Annotated in this window: 19 protein-coding genes; 11 read left to right on the forward strand and 8 right to left on the reverse strand. The window is 51.6% G+C overall.

The features are described from left to right. Positions 1–32 precede the first annotated feature (32 nt). Genes zwf through ABYA77_RS03665 form a run of 3 tightly spaced genes read left to right on the forward strand, consistent with a single transcriptional unit; the run spans position 33 to position 2,916 of the window. Positions 33–1,505 carry a glucose-6-phosphate dehydrogenase gene (gene zwf, locus ABYA77_RS03655; RefSeq protein ID WP_372964582.1) on the forward strand — a complete coding sequence of 491 codons (1,473 nt, stop codon included), beginning with the start codon at positions 33–35 and terminating at the stop codon, positions 1,503–1,505. Continuing rightward, entirely contained in the window at positions 1,498–2,211 is a 714-nt protein-coding gene (gene pgl / locus ABYA77_RS03660) for a 6-phosphogluconolactonase (protein ID WP_372964583.1), read from the forward strand. Before zwf ends, pgl begins: the two co-directional genes overlap by 8 nt. A gap of 33 nt (positions 2,212–2,244) precedes the next feature. Further along, positions 2,245–2,916, forward strand: coding sequence for a bifunctional 4-hydroxy-2-oxoglutarate aldolase/2-dehydro-3-deoxy-phosphogluconate aldolase (locus ABYA77_RS03665; protein ID WP_372964584.1), 672 nt, complete (start codon positions 2,245–2,247; stop codon positions 2,914–2,916). On the opposite strand, the gene pyk is transcribed toward ABYA77_RS03665, so the two are convergent. After that, the gene (pyk, locus tag ABYA77_RS03670; protein ID WP_372964585.1) at positions 2,913–4,361 is read right to left on the reverse strand and encodes a pyruvate kinase; all 1,449 of its coding nucleotides are present in this window, start codon (positions 4,359–4,361) and stop codon (positions 2,913–2,915) included. The genes ABYA77_RS03665 and pyk overlap by 4 nt on opposite strands. 122 nt (positions 4,362–4,483) lie before the next feature. On the opposite strand from pyk, the gene edd reads away from it, so the two are divergent. Both edd and ABYA77_RS03680 read left to right on the forward strand, forming a co-directional pair. Further along, positions 4,484–6,304, forward strand: coding sequence for a phosphogluconate dehydratase (gene edd / locus ABYA77_RS03675; RefSeq protein WP_372964586.1), 1,821 nt, complete (start codon positions 4,484–4,486; stop codon positions 6,302–6,304). Continuing rightward, entirely contained in the window at positions 6,301–6,897 is a 597-nt protein-coding gene (locus ABYA77_RS03680) for a uracil-DNA glycosylase family protein (RefSeq protein WP_372964587.1), read from the forward strand. The genes edd and ABYA77_RS03680 overlap by 4 nt, the downstream gene beginning before the upstream one ends. On the opposite strand, the gene glpD is transcribed toward ABYA77_RS03680, so the two are convergent. The 4 genes from glpD to ABYA77_RS03700 form a co-directional block, all read right to left on the reverse strand. Further along, positions 6,889–8,352, reverse strand: coding sequence for a glycerol-3-phosphate dehydrogenase (gene glpD / locus ABYA77_RS03685; protein ID WP_372964639.1), 1,464 nt, complete (start codon positions 8,350–8,352; stop codon positions 6,889–6,891). The genes ABYA77_RS03680 and glpD overlap by 9 nt on opposite strands. Positions 8,353–8,482: 130 nt before the next feature. Then, complete coding sequence (locus ABYA77_RS03690; RefSeq protein ID WP_372964588.1) at positions 8,483–9,733, reverse strand: ABC transporter substrate-binding protein; 1,251 nt, start codon at positions 9,731–9,733, stop codon at positions 8,483–8,485. A 164-nt stretch (positions 9,734–9,897) separates the two neighbouring features. Next, positions 9,898–11,700 carry a PHA/PHB synthase family protein gene (locus ABYA77_RS03695; RefSeq protein ID WP_372964589.1) on the reverse strand — a complete coding sequence of 601 codons (1,803 nt, stop codon included), beginning with the start codon at positions 11,698–11,700 and terminating at the stop codon, positions 9,898–9,900. A gap of 76 nt (positions 11,701–11,776) precedes the next feature. Next, on the reverse strand, positions 11,777–12,133 hold the full coding sequence (locus ABYA77_RS03700; protein ID WP_372964590.1) for a phasin family protein: 357 nt from the start codon (positions 12,131–12,133) through the stop codon (positions 11,777–11,779). A gap of 198 nt (positions 12,134–12,331) precedes the next feature. Between ABYA77_RS03700 and ABYA77_RS03705 the strand changes: the two genes are divergently transcribed. The 5 genes from ABYA77_RS03705 (at position 12,332) to ABYA77_RS03725 (ending at position 18,565) form a co-directional block, all read left to right on the forward strand. Continuing rightward, complete coding sequence (locus ABYA77_RS03705) at positions 12,332–13,795, forward strand: DASS family sodium-coupled anion symporter (RefSeq protein WP_372964591.1); 1,464 nt, start codon at positions 12,332–12,334, stop codon at positions 13,793–13,795. A 188-nt stretch (positions 13,796–13,983) separates the two neighbouring features. Then, entirely contained in the window at positions 13,984–14,784 is an 801-nt protein-coding gene (locus ABYA77_RS03710; RefSeq protein ID WP_372964592.1) for a C39 family peptidase, read from the forward strand. Positions 14,785–14,838: 54 nt separating this feature from the next. Beyond that, on the forward strand, positions 14,839–15,849 hold the full coding sequence (locus ABYA77_RS03715; protein ID WP_372964593.1) for a transporter: 1,011 nt from the start codon (positions 14,839–14,841) through the stop codon (positions 15,847–15,849). Positions 15,850–15,888: 39 nt separating this feature from the next. Further along, on the forward strand, positions 15,889–17,514 hold the full coding sequence (locus ABYA77_RS03720; RefSeq protein WP_372964594.1) for an OmpP1/FadL family transporter: 1,626 nt from the start codon (positions 15,889–15,891) through the stop codon (positions 17,512–17,514). Positions 17,515–17,536: 22 nt separating this feature from the next. After that, complete coding sequence (locus ABYA77_RS03725) at positions 17,537–18,565, forward strand: MalM family protein (RefSeq protein ID WP_372964595.1); 1,029 nt, start codon at positions 17,537–17,539, stop codon at positions 18,563–18,565. A gap of 7 nt (positions 18,566–18,572) precedes the next feature. On the opposite strand, the gene ABYA77_RS03730 is transcribed toward ABYA77_RS03725, so the two are convergent. The 3 genes from ABYA77_RS03730 to ABYA77_RS03740 are packed head-to-tail and all read right to left on the reverse strand — an operon-like array spanning position 18,573 to position 20,972. Further along, positions 18,573–19,607, reverse strand: a complete 1,035-nt coding sequence (locus ABYA77_RS03730; RefSeq protein WP_372964596.1) for a polysaccharide deacetylase family protein — start codon at positions 19,605–19,607, stop codon at positions 18,573–18,575. A 42-nt stretch (positions 19,608–19,649) separates the two neighbouring features. Further along, entirely contained in the window at positions 19,650–20,300 is a 651-nt protein-coding gene (locus tag ABYA77_RS03735; RefSeq protein WP_372964597.1) for a DNA-J related domain-containing protein, read from the reverse strand. Between the two features lie 18 nt (positions 20,301–20,318). Then, positions 20,319–20,972 carry a TetR/AcrR family transcriptional regulator gene (locus tag ABYA77_RS03740; protein WP_372964598.1) on the reverse strand — a complete coding sequence of 218 codons (654 nt, stop codon included), beginning with the start codon at positions 20,970–20,972 and terminating at the stop codon, positions 20,319–20,321. Positions 20,973–21,044: 72 nt separating this feature from the next. Here ABYA77_RS03740 and ttcA point away from each other — a divergent pair, with 72 nt between their 5' ends. Beyond that, positions 21,045–21,956 (forward strand): tRNA 2-thiocytidine(32) synthetase TtcA, encoded by a 912-nt coding sequence (gene ttcA / locus ABYA77_RS03745; RefSeq protein ID WP_372964599.1) that lies wholly within the window; start codon positions 21,045–21,047, stop codon positions 21,954–21,956. The last annotated feature ends 1 nt before the right edge of the window (position 21,957 follow it).

A 21,957-nucleotide genomic window follows, 5' to 3' on the forward strand; every position in this document is an offset into this window, starting at 1 on the left:
GACATTGTTCGATCTCAAAGGCGGATAAGTGAATGTCAGAGCCTCTGCAAACATCCTGCGACCTCATGCTGTTTGGTGCTTTAGGGAATCTCGCCCAGAAAAAGTTGTTTCCGGCGCTGTACCAGCTGGACAGGTCGGGCTTGCTGGCTCCGGGAAGCCGGATTCTGGCGATTGCCAGACGAGACATCAGCGTGGAGGAATTACGCGCTGAACTCATGTCCAGGCTAGAGGCGGAGGTCACGGCGGAAGAGTTTGATCTGAATTTGGCGGGATTGTTTGTGTCCAGAGTGGATTACCAGCGTCTGGACTTTACCGATACTGAGGGATACCTATCACTGAATGCCTGGCATGATTCGGGTAGTCAGCTCATTATTTACATGGCAACCCCCCCGATGATGTATGGGGTAATTGCCCGCAATCTCAGAGCTCATCGTTGCTGTACGGCGCGTACCCGGGTAGTGGTGGAAAAACCCATCGGGCATGATCTGGAATCATCGAAAGTTATTAATGATGAGCTGGCAGAGGTTTATCACGAAAATCAGCTATTTCGTATCGATCACTATCTCGGTAAAGAAACCGTCCAGAATCTCATTGCATTGCGGTTTGCGAACAACCTGTTTGCCTCTCAGTGGGACCAGAATCATATTTCTCATGTTGAAATAACGGTCGCGGAGAGCACAGGAATTGGTGGGCGCTGGGGCTATTTTGACCAGGCTGGCCAGATCAGGGATATGGTCCAGAATCATCTTCTTCAATTGCTGTGCCTGATAGCTATGGACCCTCCTGCGGATTTATCGGCTGACAGCCTCCGAGATGAAAAAGTAAAGGTCCTAAAAGCTCTGAAAAAGATCACGCCCGATATGATGGAGCAGTACGTCGTTCGTGGTCAGTATTCGGGGGGCGCGAGCAATGGCAAAGTAGTGCAGGGCTATCTTGAGGAAGAGGGGGCAGATAAATCCAGTGAAACGGAAACCTTTGTCGCGCTGAAGGTGGAAATTGATAACTGGAGGTGGTCAGGTGTGCCTTTCTATATTCGCACTGGTAAACGCATGCCTGAGAAAATGTCTCAGATCATCATTCACTTCAAGCCTGCGCCACACTATATTTTTGACCCAGACCAGAAGCACCTGGCTAACAATAAATTGATTATTCGGTTGCAGCCTGACGAAGGCATGACTCTGAAAATTCTGACCAAGGAAAATGGTCTTGATAAAGGCATGCGGCTACGGCAGAGCCCTCTTGAATTAACCTTCTCTGAAACCTTTGCGGCCGATCGTATCCCCAATGCCTACGAGCGGTTGTTGTGGGAAATTATGCGAGGTAACCAATACCTTTTTGTGCGTCGGGATGAAGTAGAACATGCCTGGCGCTGGGTTGATCAGATTATTCAGAACTGGCGCGACAGTGGTGAACCGCCTAAACGTTATGCAGCGGGAACGTGGGGGCCTGTAGCATCGATTGCCATGATCACCCGGGATGGCAGGAGTTGGTATGAGGATGCCTGATCTGAAGCTGCCGGCCGGTATTGAAACCTGCTTTATGGATTCGCCGGAGTCCGTTGGTGAAGCGCTTGCTGAAGACATTGCTCAATTGTTACGGAATCGTTTAGCTGAGGCTGATGAAGCTACCTTGGTGGTGTCTGGCGGATCAACACCCTTGCCCTTTTTCCGGGCTTTGCGGGAAAAGAGTTTGAACTGGGCTAGAGTGAAGGTTGTGCTGGCGGATGAACGCTGGGTGCCGGAGTGTGATCCTGCCAGCAATACAGCACTGGTGAAGCGGTATTTGCTGCAGGGTGCAGCAGCTGACGCTCAGTTTATTGCATTCAGGTACTCGGGTGAGGACGCCGTGAAGGCGTTACCAGACCTGGAAGCTGCAATAGCTGATTTGACGTTGCCCGTCGATGCTCTGGTGCTGGGAATGGGGAATGATGGCCACACGGCTTCGTTGTTCCCTGATGCGCCTGAATTGCCGGTTGCAATGAACAGGCAAGAGAGGCGGCGTGTTTTGGTTATGACGCCTCCTTCTCAGCAACATCAGCGAGTGACGTTGACCTTTCCTGTATTGGCGCAGGCGCGGTTTATTGCTTTGCATTTGAAAGGTGAAGACAAGCTTGAAACACTGGGGCGGGCGTCAAAGACCCCGGCTGACTGGAAATCCATGCCGATCCGGGCTTTTTTAAGTTCCGGGTTAACCGTGTATTGGAGCCCTTGAATTGCCAACTGGCCATACAGAGCGGAGAGCTTGATGCCACAACTATCGGAAGAGCATAAGCAACAAATTCAGACCGTGTTGATGACAGCACCGTTGATTCCGGTAATTACCATTCATCGTCTGGAAGATGCGGTTCCTTTGTGTCGGGCGCTGGTTGAGGGCGGGCTTAGAGTTTTGGAAATTACGTTGAGAACGGAGTTTGGGGTTGCGGCAATCCGCGAAGTCAGGAAAGCCTTACCTGATGCTTTGGTTGGAGCTGGAACTGTTACCGGAATTGCTCAGTACCGGGAAGTGGAATCTGCAGGTGCTCAGTTTGTCATTACGCCGGGAGTAACCGAGGCGGTTCTGGAGTTTGGGGTAACATCGGCGGCACCTTTATTGCCTGGCATTGCCACAGCTTCTGAGCTCATGATGGGGCATATCCATGGCTACCGGCATTTTAAATTTTTCCCGGCGGAGGTATCGGGAGGTATCGCGGCACTGAACGCCTTTTATGGCCCATTTCCCGATGTTATGTTTTGCCCGACTGGAGGTATTCGGCGTGATAATGCGGCTGATTATCTGGAGCTGGACAACGTTGCCGCGGTTGGAGGAACCTGGCTGACACCTGCCGAAGCGGTTGAAGCCAAAGACTGGGCGGCAATTACGGAAATTGCACGCGCCAGCCTGATGGATGCCTCAAGGCTGATAACGCCGGACAGTTAACGGATATCAGAGCCTACCCGAACGATTTTCAGTGTGTTGGTTCCGCCCTGAGCGTTGACGAAGTCCCCTTTGGTGATTACCACCAAGTCGCCATCGTTTACAAAACCACGGTTGATTAACTCTGCCAATGCCAAGGTTTTAACCTGTTCTTTTGCGTGGTTGGAGGAATCGAATGGAACAGTTTGAACTCCCCGGAACAGAGCAACCTTGTGCTGGGTAGAGTGATGCCGGGAAAAGGCAAATATTGGCAGGCTGGATTTTATGCGTGACATTAGCCGGGGTGTAGAACCGGTTTCTGTCAGGCAGATAATGGCTGTTACGCCCTGAAGGTGGTTTGCTGCATACATGGCCGACAGTGCGATGGCTTCATCCACGGCTTCCATGCTTTCGTTAATACGGTGTTTCGACTGATGCATGGAAGGGTGTCGCTCAGCCCCCATACAAATGCGTACCATGGCCTCTACCGCTTCTACGGGGTAATCGCCCACAGCGGTTTCAGCTGATAGCATCACGGCATCGGTATAGTCCATCACTGCGTTGGCTACGTCAGAGACCTCTGCCCGGGTGGGCATTGGATTGGTGATCATGGATTCCATCATCTGGGTGGCGGTAATGACCACCCTGTTGAGTACCCGGGCTCTGGCGATAATGTGCTTTTGAACGGCTACCAGCTCGGCATCACCGATCTCGACCGCCAAGTCTCCCCGGGCAACCATCACCGCATCGGAAGCTTTGATAACGTCGTCCAATGCATTGGTATCATTTGCCAGTTCCGCCCGCTCGATTTTGGCTACCAGCCCGGCATCAGAGCCGGCTTCTTTCAATAGCCGACGAGCAACGTGCATGTCTTCAGCTGTACGTACAAAGGAAACCGCCACGTAATCTGCTCCCAGCTTGGCGGCGGTTATAATGTCTTGCTTGTCTTTTTCTGTCAGCGCCTCCGCAGATAAACCACCACCGCGCTTGTTCAATCCTTTGTTATTAGACAGCGGGCCGCCAATCAGCACTGTAGACGTTATGCTGTGCTTATCAACCGCAGTCACCTCCATTTCAATACGGCCGTCATCCAGCACCAGAATGTCGCCAGGTGTCACGTCGTTAATCAGTTCTTCGTAATCAATGCCGACGCGTTCTTCGTTACCAGCTTCTTTATCCATAGCGGCGTCAAGCACAAAGGTCTGGCCGCGTTCGAGGGTTACCTTGTTGTTGGTAAAACGCGCAATTCTTAGTTTTGGGCCTTGAAGATCTGCGAGGATAGCGACGAAACGCCCTTGTGCGGCGGCTGTTTCACGAACTCTTTGGGCCCGGTCTATGTGCTCCTGAGCGCTGCCGTGAGAGAAGTTCAGGCGGGTGACGTCCACACCTGCGGTAATAATGGCTGCAAGTGATTCTGAACTGTCGGTAGCTGGGCCAAGGGTGGCAACAATTTTAGTGCGCCGGAGCATAGTGTTTGTCCTTGTGGAGTGTCGTAATTAAACAATGTATTGAGTATGGTTGATTGAATCTGAACGCAAGTCTTTAAGGAAGTACACTTACGTAGTGTGTTCATCAATGTGGGAGAGAATTCATGCAGCCTGCGGTTTTGAAGGTTACTGAGAGGATAGTTCAGAGAAGCCGGGCCACCCGTGATGCTTATCTGGCTAGAATGCATGCACTGAGCGAAAAGGCGCCCCTTCGTAGCACTTTGTCCTGCGGTAATCTGGCCCATGGGTTTGCGGCTTGCCAGTCGAGTGATAAAAACAGCCTCAAGCTGATGAATCGAGCCAATGTGGCGATTGTTTCCGCATACAACGATATGCTGTCTGCCCATCAACCTTATCACCGTTTTCCGGATGTGATTCGCGAGGCTGCCCACGGTATGGGGTCGGTGGCGCAATTTGCCGGGGGCACGCCAGCCATGTGCGACGGTGTTACCCAGGGCCAGCCAGGCATGGATCTAAGCCTGTTCTCCCGTGACACCATTGCGATGAGTACCGCGGTAGCGCTCAGTCACAATATGTTTGATGCTGTCACCTTACTTGGTATATGTGACAAAATTGTGCCAGGCCTGTTGATTGGGGCGCTGAGTTTTGGTCACCTGCCTGCGGTGGTGATTCCTGCTGGCCCAATGCCATCCGGACTTCCCAATAAAGAAAAACAGCGAATCCGCCAATTGTATGCTGAAGGCAAAATCGGCAGGGATGAATTGCTGGAAGCGGAGAGCAAATCATATCACAGTCCTGGTACCTGTACTTTCTATGGCACAGCAAACAGTAACCAGTTGCTGGTAGAAGTGATGGGGCTGCATGTGCCTGGTGCTGCATTTGTTCATCCGAATACCCCCTTGCGAGATGCGCTGACCCGTGCCGCAACAGAGCAGGTGATCCGTTTGTCCAGACCTCAAGGGGGAACCCTGGGATTGGCCGACATGGTGGACGAAAAAGCCATTGTGAATGCGCTGGTGGCCTTGCTGGTGACCGGAGGGTCCACCAATCACACAATTCACTGGATCGCGATTGCGAGAGCCGCAGGTATCATTATTGACTGGAATGACTATGCTGATCTTTCTGCAGCGGTTCCATCGATGACACGGATTTATCCTAATGGAGAAGAAGACATTAATGCTTTCCATATGGCAGGCGGAACGCCTTATCTGATTCGTGAGTTGTTGAGTGCAGGCCTTCTGCATGACGACGTGAATACGGTCATGGGGCCAGGCCTGGAGCGATACGCCCAAATGCCCCGGCTGGGCGCACATGAGCTTGAGTGGAGTCCCGCCGTGCAAGAAAGCCTGCGTCCTGATGTGCTCAGTTCGGTAGCTGATCCATTTGCACCCGACGGTGGCCTGAAGGTGCTGGAAGGCAATCTGGGGCGGGGTGTAATTAAAGTATCTGCCGTGGCTTCGGAGCACCACTGTGTGGAAGCACCGGCTGTTGTTTTTGATGATCAGAACGACCTGAAAGCCGCCTTTGAAGCGGGCGAACTGGATCGTGACTGTGTCGTTGTTGTTCGCTTTCAGGGGCCAGGGGCTAATGGTATGCCTGAGCTCCACAAGTTGACCCCGTATCTGGGCGTTCTGCAGGATCGTGGTTATAAGGTGGGGCTGGTGACGGATGGCCGAATGTCTGGAGCCTCGGGCAAGGTTCCTGCGGCGATTCATGTGTACCCGGAAGCCTTGAATGGCGGTCCGCTGGCTAAGATCCTCAACGGGGACATTATTCGCCTGGATGCGAATAATGGGCACCTATCCGTTTTGCTGGATGACGCGATCCTTGAATCCCGGGAGGTGGCTAACCGAGACCTGACCCGTCAGCATCAAGGTTATGGGCGAGAATTGTTTGGCTGGATGAGACGCGGGGTCAGTAATCCGGAGCAGGGTGCCAGCGTGTTTTGGGAATATGAAACATGAGCCGTTCCGAATTCGATCAACTCAGCTTTGAACAGCTGGTCTCCAGAGTCCGTGCATGCACCTTATGCCGTGACAAGTTGCCTCATGAGCCCCGGCCAGTGATTCAGCTTTCGGAGACCTCCCGTATTTTGATCGTAGGGCAAGCTCCTGGAAGGAAGGTACATGAAACAGGCCTGCCCTTTAATGATCCAAGTGGTGACAGACTTCGCCGGTGGATGGGGGTAGATCGGGATACGTTTTACGATGATCGTCGGGTGGCGATTTTGCCTATGGGGTTTTGTTTTCCGGGCACGGGAAAGTCTGGGGATTTACCGCCCATACCGGAGTGCGCGGATACCTGGCGAGAAGCATTGCTGGTCAGGCTCAAACACATTGAGTTAACGCTGGTTATTGGCCAGTACGCACAGGCCTGGCACTTGTCAGATGGTCGTCGATCGGTAACGGATAATGTGAAGGCGTGGAAGCAATATTGGCCGAAGCTGCTTCCGATGCCTCATCCTAGCCCCCGAAATAACCTCTGGTTTCGAAGGAATCTGTGGTTCGAGGGTGAAGTGGTACCTCTCCTTCAGGAGAGAGTTGGTCAGTTACTCTGAAAGTGCCGGGCCAACACACTTTGGCCTGAGACGGGGGGCTGTCTCACTGAGATAGGCTCCGAGCATTCGTTTTTGTTCTTCAGAAATGTACAGGCCCTGTTTGGTCCTGCGCCAGAGGATATCGTCTGGGGAGAGCGCCCATTCGTTGAAAATCAGGTAGTCCACTTCTTTCTGGCTCAGGGTGTCTGTATACCAGTGTCCCATGTCACCGCTGCTGCGCGCGCCCTTCAGAATGTGGTAGCTTTCAGTTCCGTAACTACGAACGAAGCGATGGATTATCGGTTTTGCCAGCCACGGGAAATCCGAAGTTAACTTCGAAGCTAGCTCAGGCTGAGAGGTGAAATCGCCTCCCGGGAGTAGTGATTTTCGCGTCCAAGGCTTACCCGCCTCCGGGAAATACTCACAGACCTGATCTGTGACGGCTTCAGCTAGTTTCCGGTAGGTGGTGATTTTCCCGCCAAATACTGAGATCAATGGTGGTTGGTTGTTTTCATCGTTTACTTCGTAGGAGTAATCTCTTGAAGCTGATTGCGCTGTGCCACCTTCTTCATCCATCAGCGGTCGCACTCCGGAATAGCTCCAGACCACATCTTTTGCCGTTATTTGTCTTTGGAAGTATTGGTTGGTGATTTCTAACAGATACTCGGTCTCTGATGGAGAAATTCTGGCTTCCGAAGGATCTCCCTCGTAATCCACATCGGTTGTCCCGATGAGCGAAAAGTCGTCTTCATAGGGAATGACGAACACGATCCTCTGGTCTTCATTCTGCAGAATATAAGCTTCGGTGTTTTGATTCAGGCGGGGCACCACAATGTGACTGCCTTTTACCATGCGAATCTGTTTGGGTGCTTTTATTTCCAGACTGTCCTTAAACAGACTGCTGACCCAAGGACCGGTGGCATTCACTATGACTTTAGCTCTGAGACTGTGACGGTTTCCTTGCAAAGTATCTTCCAGGGTGATCAGCCAATGTCCGTCTTGGCGGATGGCGCGGGTGCAGCGGGTGCGTGTAAGAATGGTAGCACCTTTGTTCCGGGCGTTGGCGGCAGATAGCACCACTAGCCGGGCATCATCAACCCAGCCGTCCGAGTATTCGAAACCTTTTGTGATCCCGGACTTCAAAGGTGAGTCAGAGCCAAAGTTGATAGAGCGAGAGCCAGGCAGTAATTCCCGTTTGGCCAGGTGATCGTATAGAAATAATCCGGTACGGATCATCCATGCGGGGCGCAAGTGGGGTTGGTGGGGCAGGCGAAAACGCATGGGCCACATGATGTGTGGCGCGCTGGCCAGCAGTGCTTCCCGTTCTGCGAGCGCTTCCCGTACCAAACGGAACTCATAGTGTTCCAGGTAGCGTAGCCCCCCATGAATCAGCTTGCTGCTGCTGGACGAGGTGGCAGAAGCCAGGTCGTTCATCTCACACAGAACAACGTTCAGGCCTCGCCCAGCGGCATCCATGGCTATGCCTGTACCGTTGACCCCACCACCGATAACTAAAAGATCACAGTGGTCAGGGAGCTCACCGGGCCTGGACGAGTCGGTACTGTTTTTGATCTGATCTTCAACCACTGCTGACTAACTCCTTGTATCAGAGCTGGAGTGGTTTGCCGGCCTGGCGGCGGCGCTCCTCCCACTCTTCTTGGGTCTGGGCTGCTTGTTCTCCCGGCATTGCGTCGATGATCTCGAAGTAATCCGAGGCATATTCATCGGCCACGACAGCGGTGCGGGGTTTAACTTTTACCACGTAAACTGTCTGAATGTTCTGATGATCCAGTTTACGCCAGTATTGCTCGTCTTTCAGAAAGCTGTATGTATGGTTTTCCAGCGCACGGATCACGTTGGCAGTGTTGGTGGTGCCAGCTTTTTCAACGGCATCCTTATACTGGTACACAATACTGTAGGCTGAGGCTGCAGAGGAAGAGGGGCGCATATCATATCGGGATGAAAATGCTTCGACAAACGCCTGCCCCCTTGGGTAATTGTATTCATAAGGGAGGTTCCATACCCAGGGAGCCGCACCGACGACGCCCTCCATTATCGTAGGCCCGACCTGCCGGGCCATGCTGAGAGTAAGATTGGGAACCACTACCTGCATACGCTTGGTTAATCCCATGTCATAGGCCACTGTGAGTGCCCGCACCATATCGTCTCCAAACAGGCCCATAATCAGAACGCTGGCATCCGATTCTGCCGCCTGTTCAAGCGCCTTGCGGAAGTCGGTAGTCAGAGCCCGCGGAAATGGAATTTTTACACCCGGGTGACGTTCAGTATCTTCTGTATTGGAGAACTGACGGACAGATTCCTCAACGGACCAGCCCCAAGTGTAGTCTGCCGTCATATAAAAATAGTTGTCAGTGGCATGGTGTTGTTGGAGATATTTGCCAAGGGCCTTAGCGGCCATCCAGGCATTGTAGGGTTCACGAAACATGTGGCTATGCCCTTCGCTTCCCGTTGTTTCATTCGAGTAGGTCAGGGTGCCAAAGTAGATGCGATTGCGGTCACGGGCTGCTTTACCTGAAGCAATGGCGACCGCACTGGATACGCCGCCAAACACCATTTTCGCACCTTCTCTGTCAATCAGTTCTCCGGTGTTTTTTGCGCCCCGCTCTGGTTCACCACGGGTATTTCGTATCACCAGTTCCAGTTGTTTACCTTGTATGCCGCCGGCCTGGTTGATTTCTTCAATAGCAAGAAATGCCCCCAGTCGTTGCTGCAATCCCTGATTTTTATAGCGCCCGGTTTCAGGGTAGTTCAGGCCAATTTTCAAAGTTTCAGCGGATACGGTTGCGCAGCCAAAAAACAGCAAGCATGCTGAGAGCAGGGTGGTCCTGAAAGTCATCGTGATTTTGCCTTCGGTGGTGGATGTCGTCAGCCTGCGAGTATCGGTCACAGGCTGACGTAACTAGTAAGTTTCCGCTGGAGTCCCGGGCACAGCAATGGGACTATCGTGGATATTTCTTTCCGGTTGCGTAGTATTTGATATAAATCAGTTTATCAGCGCTGTTATTGCCTGCCGGCCTCTGCCGCTTTGACTTTAACGTAGCTACCGGGAGCATCTTCAATAACTTCCAGCTTTCCATCGCCGGGAATTCGCGCAGGCACCTGAGCGCCTTCGTATTTCTTCACCCACTCTCGCCAGTATGGCCACCAGGATCCATCGTGCATCTCCGACTCGTTGAACCAGTCGTCTGGACTTTCCGGTAAGGCGTTGTTGGTCCAGTAGCCATACTTTTCTTTGTAGGGCGGGTTGATGACCCCGGCAATATGGCCAGATCCTGAGAGCACGAATTGAACGTCCCCTCCATAAACCCTGGCACCTTTATAGGTTGTTTTCCATTTGGCGATGTGGTCCTGGCGAGCAGAGAGGAAGAAGGATGGAATTTTAACTTCAGCCAGGTTGATGGTTTCACCACAAATCGTGAGCGCGTCCGGTTCAACCAAACGGTTATGCAGGTACATCTCTCGCAGATAGTAACTGTGCATGCGATAAGGCAGGTTTGTGCCATCCTGGTTCCAGTACAGCAAGTCAAAGGCTTTTGGTTTGATGCCCTTCAGGTAGTTGTTTGTCCAGTAGGACCAGAACAGGTCATTTTCTCTGAGCAGGTTGAACGTAAAGGCCATCGCCCGGCCATCAAAGTAGCCCTTTTTCTCCATGGCGCGCTCGATACCGCGAATGGAGTGATCATTAATGAATACACCAATGCCACCGGGATCCGAGAAATCCAGAAGTGTTGTCAGATAGGTGGTACTGACAATGGGCTTGAGTTTCTTTTTCTCCATCAAAGCCATCGCAGACCCAAGCAGTGTTCCACCAATGCAGTAGCCGATAGCATTCATTTTTTCTTCGCCAGTGGCTTTTTTTACCGCCTCTATAGCCTCAAGTATGCCGAGTTGGACATAGTCACTCCAGCCGGTTTCTTTGTGATCCGGGCCCGGATTTCGCCATGATACGACGAATACAGTTTGGCCTTGGTTTACCAGCCAGTGGATAAAGGAGTTTCGTTCCGAGAGATCAAGAATGTAGAACTTGTTGATCCACGGCGGAACAACCAATAATGGCCGCTTTGCAACGGTCTTGGTGGTAGGGTTGTACTGGATCAGCTGCATGAGCTCATTTTGATAGACAACCTTACCCGGAGTTGTGGCCAGATTACGACCTACTTCAAAGGCAGTGCGATCGGTCATGGCCACGTTAAACAGGCCTGGGTTTTGGCGCATGTCGTCAAGCAGATTGCGGGCACCATCAATCAGGTTCATGCCTTTGCGCTCCCACGTGATGCGTAAAACTTCCGGGTTGGTGAGCGGATAGTTTGAGGGCGACAGGGCGCTGGTCAGTTGGCGTGCATAGAACATCATTTGGTCATGACTGGGGCCTGGTAAGCCCTCTATGCTTTCGACCCAATCCAGAAATGCCTGGGAATTGATCAGGTAGGCTTGCTGCAATACCGAAAAGGGCAAATGCTTGTTCCAGTCATCGGCAAGAAAACGCCGGTCGTCTGCAGCAGGCATGACGGCAGGCTCTGTTTGTTTTCCTCTGATGCGGGCAAAAGAATAACGGGCAAGTCCCAGGTATTTTTTTGTCAGGTCTATCTCTGCGCTGGCGAAACGGAGAGGGTGCAGCACCAGATCCTCGGCCATGGCGCGGTAGGCATCTGACATTTCTGTGAGGGTCGAAAGCTTGGCGTAGTCCATCATGCCCGTGTCACCCAGCAGTTTCTCTATCTGCTGCTGACTTTCACGAATGCGGGGTTCAAAGGTCTTGAGAAATTGGTCTGCAGTCTTACCGAAAAAGTTCAGGCCAAGCATTGGGGCGGCTCCTGTTACCTGAATGGAAATAGCCGGAATAACTCTGTTATTCCGGCTATTATAGTGCCCAGGCTGATTAGGCTGCTGTTTTGCCAGCGGAAGGCTTGGAGTTAGTCGGTTTTTCCTTCACAGGTTCTTTCGCTTCAGTTTCGAAGACTTTTTGAACTTGCTCACGGGTTTCTGTGAAATAGTCTTGCCAGGCTTTCCAGTCACTGGTGAATTGTTCATTCAGTGATTTCAGAGTTTCGGCCTGGTTGGATGTCAGTTTTTTCAGACCGTCAAGATCCCGGACTTCGGCAGCTTGCTTGGCCTGCTCCATGGCAACGTCAGCGTAACGACGCAATGCTTCCATTTGCATTTCTGCGGCCTTGCTGAATTGGCTGAACAGAGTTTCGTTGAGACGAGTGGCTTTTTCAATCAGATCAGTGTTCATGGTTCACAGCTCCTTTGTGATAACTATATGAATTAATTATCCTAACCTGCGATAGATGACGAGGTTTTGACAGGTATCAATTATCTGCTCAGCATAGTCTCTAGTCTGTGAGCTAATAGTCGGTGAGTGAACGTCTTTATGGCTAATTCGCTTTTTATCGATTACCTGAAAACATCAACCTGACCAGAGTAATTGTAAATGACAGTAAGGAAAATAGGGAAGCAGGCAAACAAGGGTATGCCGAAGGCGCAGGCTATTGGTCTGATACTCGGGGCGGTATTTCTCTTGGTCACCGTATTGATGCCTGCACCTGAGAGTATGAGCCCGCAAGCATGGGCGGCTTTGGGGTTGATGCTGCTTATGGCTACCTGGTGGTCTACTGAAGCTATTCCTATTCCTGCTACAGCTTTGTTGCCGATTGTTCTGGTTCCTGCTCTTGGGTTGGGGCGGATCGGGGAGGCTACAGCACCCTATGCAAACCCAATTGTCTTTTTGTTTCTTGGCGGTTTTACGCTTGGGTTGGCGATGCAGCGGTGGAACCTGCACCGCCGGATTGCCCTGCTTACGCTCAAAGCAGTGGGTGATCAGCCACGGCGACAGATTGCGGGCTTTATGGCCGCTACAGCCTTCCTCAGCATGTGGGTAAGCAATACGGCTACCTCGATTATGATGCTGCCGATCGGACTATCGGTTGTCAGTATGATGGGGAGTGATAACCCCGAGGCGGTTCGTCGCTTTGGTACAGCGTTGTTGCTGGCTATTGCTTACGCTGCGAGTCTTGGTGGTATTGCGACGCTCATTGGAACTCCGCCTAATGCACTGCTGGCAGCTTATCTGAGTGAGACCCAAGGTGTTGAAGTCGGTTTTGCGCAGTGGATGCTGATTGGTGTTCCTGTCAGTGTTTCGATGTTGGTTCTGACCTGGTGGTGGCTTACACGTGATGATTTTGGCCTTGATGGCACGGGAAATAGCGGTGACATGATCAGTGACGAACTGGCCCGGCTGGGGCCGATGAGTCGCGGTGAGAAATTGGTGACAGTGGTGTTTTCGATTACGGCCATGGCGTGGATATTCCGGCCGTTGCTTTCTTCAGAATTAATGCCCTGGCTCAGTGACACGGGAATTGCGATTGCCGCAGCTTTGGTCATGTTTATTACCCCGGTGAATCGTGAAGAGCGTACGTATATTCTGGATTGGCCATCTGCCAACACGCTGCCTTGGGGCGTTCTTCTGCTGTTTGGTGGTGGTCTGGCCATGGCCGGGGTAATCAGTAGTTCCGGTTTGGCAGAATGGATCGCTTTGAGCCTGGGTGCTTTGGGTACGTTGCCAACATTCCTTGTTATTGTGCTGGTTGCTATCGTTATTATTTTTCTGACAGAAGTTAGCAGCAACACCGCCACGGCAGCTGCTTTTTTGCCCTTACTCGGAGCTTTGGCTGTATCTCAGGGGGTATCACCGTTGTTGTTGACTGTGCCAGCGGCTATTGCAGCAAGTTGTGCGTTTATGATGCCCGTGGCAACCCCACCAAACGCGATTGTTTTTTCCAGTGGGCATGTGCAGATAGCAGACATGATACGTGCTGGTTTTGTGTTGAATATTGCCGGGGTTTTTGTGGTTACTCTGATCACTTACGGTTTGGTAGGATTGGTTTTCCCGCTTTAACGCGTAGAGCTGATGCAGGGGGCGGTGGTGCCCCCTTGAACCAGTTCTCACTCCTGTCCTGGTGGGCCTCACCTGCAGCGATAGATTTGAGGCACAGTTATCTTTAAGCGGATTGCGATTTCGGTATCTTACGGTAACAAGATGTAACCGCTAAGTTGCATGTCTAATAAAAACAGGAACTTTCCATAATGCTGCTGGTGTTGGCCGGATCTATTCTCACTTTCGCCATTGTGCAAGAGGCCACCGAGGTTGAACCGTTTGACCGGGGCACCATCGTGTTGGAGCACAAAGTCGACTCCAGTGCGGTGGAGCATCGGTCGGATGTTCGGGTTGAGCCTCTGGTGGAGCAGAGTTTCCGAAACATTGTTCGCCAGGCATACGATTACAGCTGCGGCAGTGCGGCGTTAACAACAGTACTCAATAATTATCTTGGTCGAACGCTTTCAGAGCGCCAGGTGATGGAAGGGTTGCTTCACTACGGCGAAAGTGAGCGGATTGTTGAGCGCCGTGCATTTTCTATGCTGGATATGAAAAAGCTGGTTACCGCGCTGGGATACCCCTCGGGTGGGTTTCGTGCTGGCATCGATGATCTGATGGAGCTTGATCACCCCGCTATCGTTCCTATCCAACATGCAGGTTTCAAGCATTTCGTTGTACTTCGTACTATTCGTGACGGACGCGTTTATCTGGCAGATCCCGCAGTCGGAAACATCTCTTTTACCTTGGCTCAGTTTGAAGAAATCTGGGATGACAACGTGCTGTTCATTGTTTTCCCCGGCAGCGACAAGCCTCTCGATAATCTGGAACTGAAAGAGGAAGACCTGCGGTTTGTTGATGATCAGACGATGACGCTGTTGGCCATGCACCAGATTCCAGCGTTTTACGAGTCTACGGATAGGCGGTTGCAGAACCTGCTTGAACGACAGAAAAATAATCCGGACGGTAGCGTAGAGAATACGCGCAAACAGCTTTATTACCGTCGTAACTAATTTTCGGGCGTTTGCCCGGAACAGGAATAAAATCAATAAGAGTAGGGAGTCAGGATGAATCGTTGGTTTGTGCGAGGCTTTTTCCTTGTTTCCGCGGCGGGTCTGCTTCCGGGTATGACGTTGGCGCAGGATGGAAGCGTGGATCAGGCGAGGGAAGCGCTTTCGCGTCAGGAAGGAGATGAGGATTCCAGCAGGCAGCTGGAGGAAGTCTTTCAGGCAGCGGAAAAAAACTACTCTTTGCAGAAAAAAGGTACTCATTCTCTTAACTATTCATTTGACTACTCCTATACAGGTGATCAGAGGCTTGACCTGTCAATATCCAATGGGTCGGTCCGAAATCTCGATGTTGTTCCTTCTGCGACCCACAGTTTTACAAACTCTTTTTCTTATGATTACGGGTTGTTGGATAACCTGACTATCGGTACGCGTATTCCATTGATTGTTAAATACGATACGGAAGACGAGCTGAACGTATACGACCTCGGTGATGTTTCCTTTACCGGTCGCTGGCAACCGTTTGCTTATGTGCCGGGTAAAATATCGACGACCTTTTTTGGTACGCTCAACAGCAAGACAGGCGTTAGCCCCTACGAAATCGATATCAAGAGGCAACTGTCTACCGGCAGCGGATATTACTCAATCGGTGGTGGCCTGAGTATGTCTAAGGTTCTTGATCCGGTGGTCGTGTTTGGTTCTGTCAGTGGCACCTACAACATTGCCCAGGATGGGTTAGAACAGGTACGTGGTGGCCGCTTGCTGACCGAGGTGGAGCCAGGCTTCGGCTTTTCTGGTTCAGCCGGTTTTGCCTATTCGCTGTCTTATGACATCTCGTTAAGTGTCTCCGCACAAGTCAGCTACAGCGATGAAACAATTCTGACCTTTTCCAACGGTGATCAGGCCGCAGCCCAAGACCAGATGACGGGGTTCCTGAGCATGTCGCTTGGTACCCGTGTCAGCGATATGACGATTGTTAACACCAGCCTGGGTATTGGTCTGACGGAAGATGCGCCGGACTTCTCTCTAGGTGTATCCCTACCCATTAATTTCTCCGGCCTCAAAGAGTGATTGGAGCTGCAGACGTTCTAAGGGAAGGGGAAGTATTTCATGGGACAACCTAGTTACAAACGGCATATTCTGGCAACGATGATTGCCGCCGGTATTTCCTGTGGAGCTCAGGCGCAGCTGACGCAAAACCTGACGCTTCATCCGAAAGCATTGGCACTGGGGAACGCGGTTACAGCGGATCCCCCCGGGATTATGGCCATTCATTATAATCCGGCTGGCTTGACTAAACTGGACGGTCGTCAGCTTGAAGTAAACGTACTCAGTATCTATATGGATATTGATGCCGATTTTATTGCAGATGAAGAGTACGAGATTTTTGGTATCAAGGGTCTTGAAACAGACCCGTTGACTGGAAAACAGCGGGATCCGGTAGCAAATACCCATAGCCATACGAACAATGTAGCGCTCTATCTGCCTGGGTACGGTGTTTTGCCTCTGCCCCCTGGCCCGGCGGTTGCTCCATCTGCGGGGATCAGTATCAAGCCTCCGGGATCGAAGCTCACTTATGCTAATGCGTTTTATATGCCGATGGCGGCAGGTTACGCGCGTGATGATTCTGACCCGGGCCGCTATCAGCCACAAAACAACGCCATTCAGAGAACGACCTATTTGTCGCCGACCATTGGCTATGAAATAAATGATGAATGGTCTGTGGGCGCTGGTATTCACCTGTCACACTTTGGCCTGGCTGCGGAGCAGTACATGCGAGCGCCGAACATGCTGCTAGGGGTGGCAGAAGTGTTGCAGGATGCCTTCAACTGCGAGAGTGGTGATGAACCTTTGCAGCCTTGGCTGGCTCTTTGTGGTGGCAACATCGGCCCGTTTGATGACATTGGTGCGATGAGCCTGAATGTTCAGGAAACTGTTTCTCCTACCTATGCGTTGGGCGTGATGTGGGAGCCGACAGATTGGTTCCGCTGGGGAGCGAGTTATACGTCCGAAGCGGATATGAACCTGAAGGGTAAGTTTGAGATCCAGTATACCGATGACTGGGCGGGTTTCTGGCAGGGCCTGAACGGCTCGGTTCTTGGTGCGATCACATCGGCCATTCTCAGTTTGCCTTCTGGTGCTCCTCGTGAGGCCGGTAATGTATCAATGAACCTTGTGTACCCTCAGCACTTTCAGACCGGGATCAGCGTAGATGTGCATCCGATGCTAACACTGAATACGGACATTGGCTGGACAGATTTTGCTCAGTGGGATGCATTGGAATTCACGTTTGACCGTGATCTTGAGTTCTTGAACGCTGCCAGAATTCTGTCTCCAGACAACGCAACACCGAACAGCCTTAAGTTGCCTATGGGCTTCAAGAGTGTGTGGAACTGGGCTTTTGGTGCAGAGTTTCACGTGTCTTCTCGTCTTGATTTACGAGCGGGTGTTGAAATACGAGATTCTGTCATCCCCGACGACCAAAGGTCCATCATGGCTCCGTTCGGTGGTGCGAATCTGTACAGCGTGGGTATGGGGTACAGGTGGGATAAAAACACGGAAATCGATATGAATTTATCGTACTTGCAGTCGATTGAAACCATTCCGGCCGACTCGAGTTGCAACGTAAACTGTGACAACATAACGAATATCATTTACAACCCATATGCTGGCCTGGAGATCAAAACCTCAACACGCGTAGTAATGGCAGGTCTGAGTTTCAGGACCAAGTTCTGATTTACACTGCGGAGATTGCCCGATGGTTCTGACCCGATTAAGCCGCCAATCACTCTGCTTGCTGACCGCTGGTTTATTGGCAGGTTGCCAGTTGGGTGGTGGTAATGCAGGACCTGAAGAGCGTGAAGGTTACTTCACCTGGGTTGATGAACAGGGACGGGTTCGTTACTCCATCATTCCAGCCTCCGAGACTTCGGTTTCGACTGGCAGTCATGCTGCCAGCCTTGCTGAAAATAGCGTCCCCATAGCCAGTGAGCTGCCCAAAGAGGAGGAATTCACGGCTGAGAATTACCCGGATGGAGATGAACTGGCACGCAAGGGCTTTATCCGTGAAGGTCAGCGGCAACCTTACTTCACTTGGTTAGATGCTGAGGGGCATGTACGCGTCAGCTATTACACGCCTGATATTGATCTGGATGCAGGCTCCCGTGCCAGCCCGCTGAATCTGACACCGGCTACTGTCTATTTGCCATCAGAATCCATCGCTGAAACTGAACCCGTCGAGGGTTATGATCCGAACGCGTTTGCGATATTGGGTATAGAGCAGGAACAAATGAGTGAGTTTGATAAATTCTCATCAGCTTGTTGCCAGGATCTTGCCCGTAGAAACTATCTGGAGTGGGTAGAGGGTAGTGAGTTTGGTGTCCGGATTGATAGTGATACTACCCGTCATGAGTTTAGTTCCGGTGAATCCCCTTTTCAGTTAATTGCGCTGCCGTCTGGAACAATTAAGCCAGGCTTTGTTATGCGGATCCGTGCCTACAACCACCAAGGTGTATTTATACCTAGCCTGGCTTTTCTTGACCGGGAGTTCCGGGTAGTCAGGGTGGTGACTGATCTGGTGATGGATTACACCCCGGAAAACTGGCGCCGTCGGGGCTTTTTTGAGGCCTGGGTGCCGGCATTTCCAGGTCAGGGGGAGCGTTGGATGATTGTCTACACTCGTTCAGAAGATTTGGCAGGGCAGACTGTCATCGATACAGATTACGGCCCCCAGGCAATTACTCATAAGGCCGAAGGTGAGCTGGGGATCGCCACCTTCGAACAATAAGTGTTGCTTAGTCTTCTGGTGCGTCAAGATTCAGCCAGGGCTGAGACAGCCAATAGAATCGTCCATCTCCTGCAGGGTGTGTACAGTTGTAGCGGAACCGTCGGCCGGGTATCGCCCTGGGTGCCTGAACCGTCACTGTGCTTCCGTTGAGGGTGAAATCAATACGGCCTATTCCTGACGCGAAGCAGGTCAGATGGTCTGGCGAAAGCTTATCGCTCAGTTCCAACGTCAGGTGCGGCGGGTTTCTGGTAATCACGCTGTCCGGGAGTTCGCTGGCGGCAACAGGGAAGGATTTGCTGAGAAGTTTGTCTTTCAGGCTACCGAGTTGTCCATAGGCATTTGCCATGGGAAAACGGGGTAGCCGTGTACCGAGTGAATCATTGCCAATTGCACCGGAATGCTGACCAAAACCATACCAGCCCCTTTGCCTGACTTTCTTCTCCACGCCGGTGTCGTATTCACCATAAGGATAAGCAAACAGCGTTTCAGATGACCCCAGCTGTGCCTTTAGTACTTTTTGTGCTGCATCCAGGCTGTGGTCCACGCGATTGCTCCAGTGCTCTTCTGATTCTCCTCTTTTTCTGGCGAGATGGGCATGGTCTGCGCTGTGGTTTGCGATGGTTACCAGCCTGTTATTTGCCAGCTCTTCAAGTTGTTTCCAGCTCATATAACCCTGAGTCCCGACAGCGTTTGTGCTTACGAAGATGGTGTAAGGCATTTGGTACTGCTCAAGAATCGGAGCCGCCAAGGTATAGACGGATTCATAAGCGTCATCAAAGGTGATGGCAATCTGGTTGATATCTGTTGCTGTGTCCGAAAGAGCCTGGGTTGTGCCGGAGTTCAGGTTAACGACTTCTAACCCAAGATCTGAAATCATTTGAAGTTGTGCCTCAAACAGCGAGACGGAGGTACTGGTTGCAGGAGGGGTGCTGTCATCAACATGATGGTACTGCAGCACGACAAGATCTGCGTTGGTTGCTTGCGGCAATGCCAGAAAAAGGAAAAGGGCTGAAGCGCGAGCCAGCTTTCTGAAAATCATCATGAGCAGGAGCTTCCGGTTTGAGGTTTGGTTGAAGCAGGATATTCAGGAATAATAGGCCTTAAGTATAGAAAACGACTCGTTCAGGCTTTGCACCTCTTCAGTACTTCCTCCTCGATCGGGGTGGGCTTTCATAACCAGCTTCCGAAACTGCTGTTTTACCGTTATAAACTGCGCTGGCGGGCACTCAAAACCTAGTCTTTGTGCCGCTGAAGACACTGAGGTGTTATCCGGTTTTTGCCGTACTGTACCTTTCCAGAAGTTGTCCACCATGTTTCTGATCTCGGTATTGGACATAAAATACTGACCGATATCCAGGTAAAAAGATCTCAGCTCATCGGTGTGCCCGGGCAAGGATTCATTCGTGTCTCTATCTATAGCGAAGAGCCTTATCCGAATGGGGGATAGATGAATGCTTTCACCTTCTGGCAGAAGTTGGTCGTTAAGCCTGTAGAGTGTGTGGAAAATCAGGAAGTGCACAGGATAAAGCTGTTCAGACTGATGGAAATTTACCGGTCCGATCAGGCCCCAGCGATCACTTTGCAGAGCTTTGATTAATTCCAGCTCACTGAGCCCGAGAGGTCCGGCTGCACGGAGCTCATGCTCGACTGCAAGCAGAAGGTGTTCGATCTGTTGTTCAAGCCAGTGAGGTTGCTGCACGTCTGCCTGCTTCGGGCTGTGTGGTGTGGTTGTCATGATGCCATAGTATGCCTGTCAGCTGTTGCTTGAAAGTGACGCCAGGGCTGGCAATCCGCCAAGAAACAGAGCGGTCGAGAATTCGGCAGCACGCCGGGCTTCTTCGTCCATACCCGCCGGAGATTTTCTGGCTTTACGGGCCACCAGCATGCTCATGTCGTAGGCAACTCCGAAGAATGCAGCGCACAGATGTTCCGGGTCAATTGGTGGCAATAATCCTTTCTCCATAGCTGTACGGACGTCCTGCTCTAGTGACAGTAAGGTCAGCCCAAGCATATCGGAGCCAAACAGGTTTCTCAGAGCGCGTTGATTCTGGTGGGCCAGTTCGTAGACCACAGGGTCTTTGGCGGTTGCGCTGTATAGCGCGTAATAGGTTGAATGGATAAATTCTTCGGTTGACTTGGCTGAATGGCGGTACGCACTCATATCACTGTTGAGTGCTGTCAGAAAGTCCGTTAGCAAGGCTGCAAAAATATCCTGTTTGCTGGAAAAATAATTATAGAAAGTACCTGCCGCCAACCCGGTCCGCCGAACAATATCCCTGATAGTCGTGTTGTCGTAGCCGTGTTCCTGGAAGCAATCTCTGGCTGCCAGGAGTATGGCGTTGCGGTTGCGAATGCGGTTGAGTGCGCGTTTGCCGGTGGTATCCTGACTCAAATTCAACATATCCATGTTGCTATCCTGTCCCTTAATGTATGTGGTGCGTATAATTCCCGGCTCACTTACCTTGTGAGCGTACAACCGATGTCTGAAGCAATGACTGCCAAGCCTGAAAATATACCCGCTTCTGAGCAGGAACGCTGCCATAAACTGGAGCTGAACAAACTGCAGAAGCGCCTGCGCCGGGATGTGGGGCAGGCAATTGCTGAGTACTCGATGATCGAAGCCGGGGATAAAGTCATGTGTTGTCTGTCAGGCGGCAAAGACTCCTACGCGATGTTGGATATTCTGCTTAATCTGCAGAAGAGTGCTCCGGTGAATTTCGAGCTGATTGCTGTGAACCTTGACCAGAAACAGCCCGGCTTTCCAGAGGACATTCTTCCCGGGTACCTCGAGGCCCTTGGGGTTGAGTATCATATCATCGAGAAAGACACCTACAGCATTGTTAAGGAAAAAGTGCCGGAAGGGAAGACAACATGTGGTCTGTGTTCACGCCTGCGCAGAGGAATTCTCTATAACTTTGCCGAAGCCCACGGCGTCACCAAAATCGCCCTTGGTCATCATAGGGACGATATGCTGGAGACACTTTTCCTGAATATGTTCTATGGTGGAAAGCTGAAGTCCATGCCGCCGGTTCTGCACAGTGACGATGGTCGCAATACAGTTATTCGCCCATTGGCCTTCTGTCGTGAGAAAGATATTGCCCGTTATGCTGAGCTTCGGGAGTATCCGATTATTCCGTGTAATCTGTGCGGGTCTCAGGAAAACCTTCAGCGACAGATCATCAAAGAAATGTTCCAGAACTGGGATAAAGAGCATCCTGGCCGTTTGGAAACCATGTTTCGGGCTCTGTGTAATGTCGAGCCATCACACCTGGCCGATCCGAACTTGTATGATTTCAGGGAAGGTAAGCGGTTAGGCGGGAAGCGCCAGGCAGTCGTGCAGAGCGCTGAGCCTGAACAGAGTTTTGGGCGGCTGGACGTGTTGAATCTCTGAG

The organism is Marinobacter sp. (assembly GCF_041595835.1).
Taxonomy (GTDB): Bacteria; Pseudomonadota; Gammaproteobacteria; order Pseudomonadales; family Oleiphilaceae; genus Marinobacter.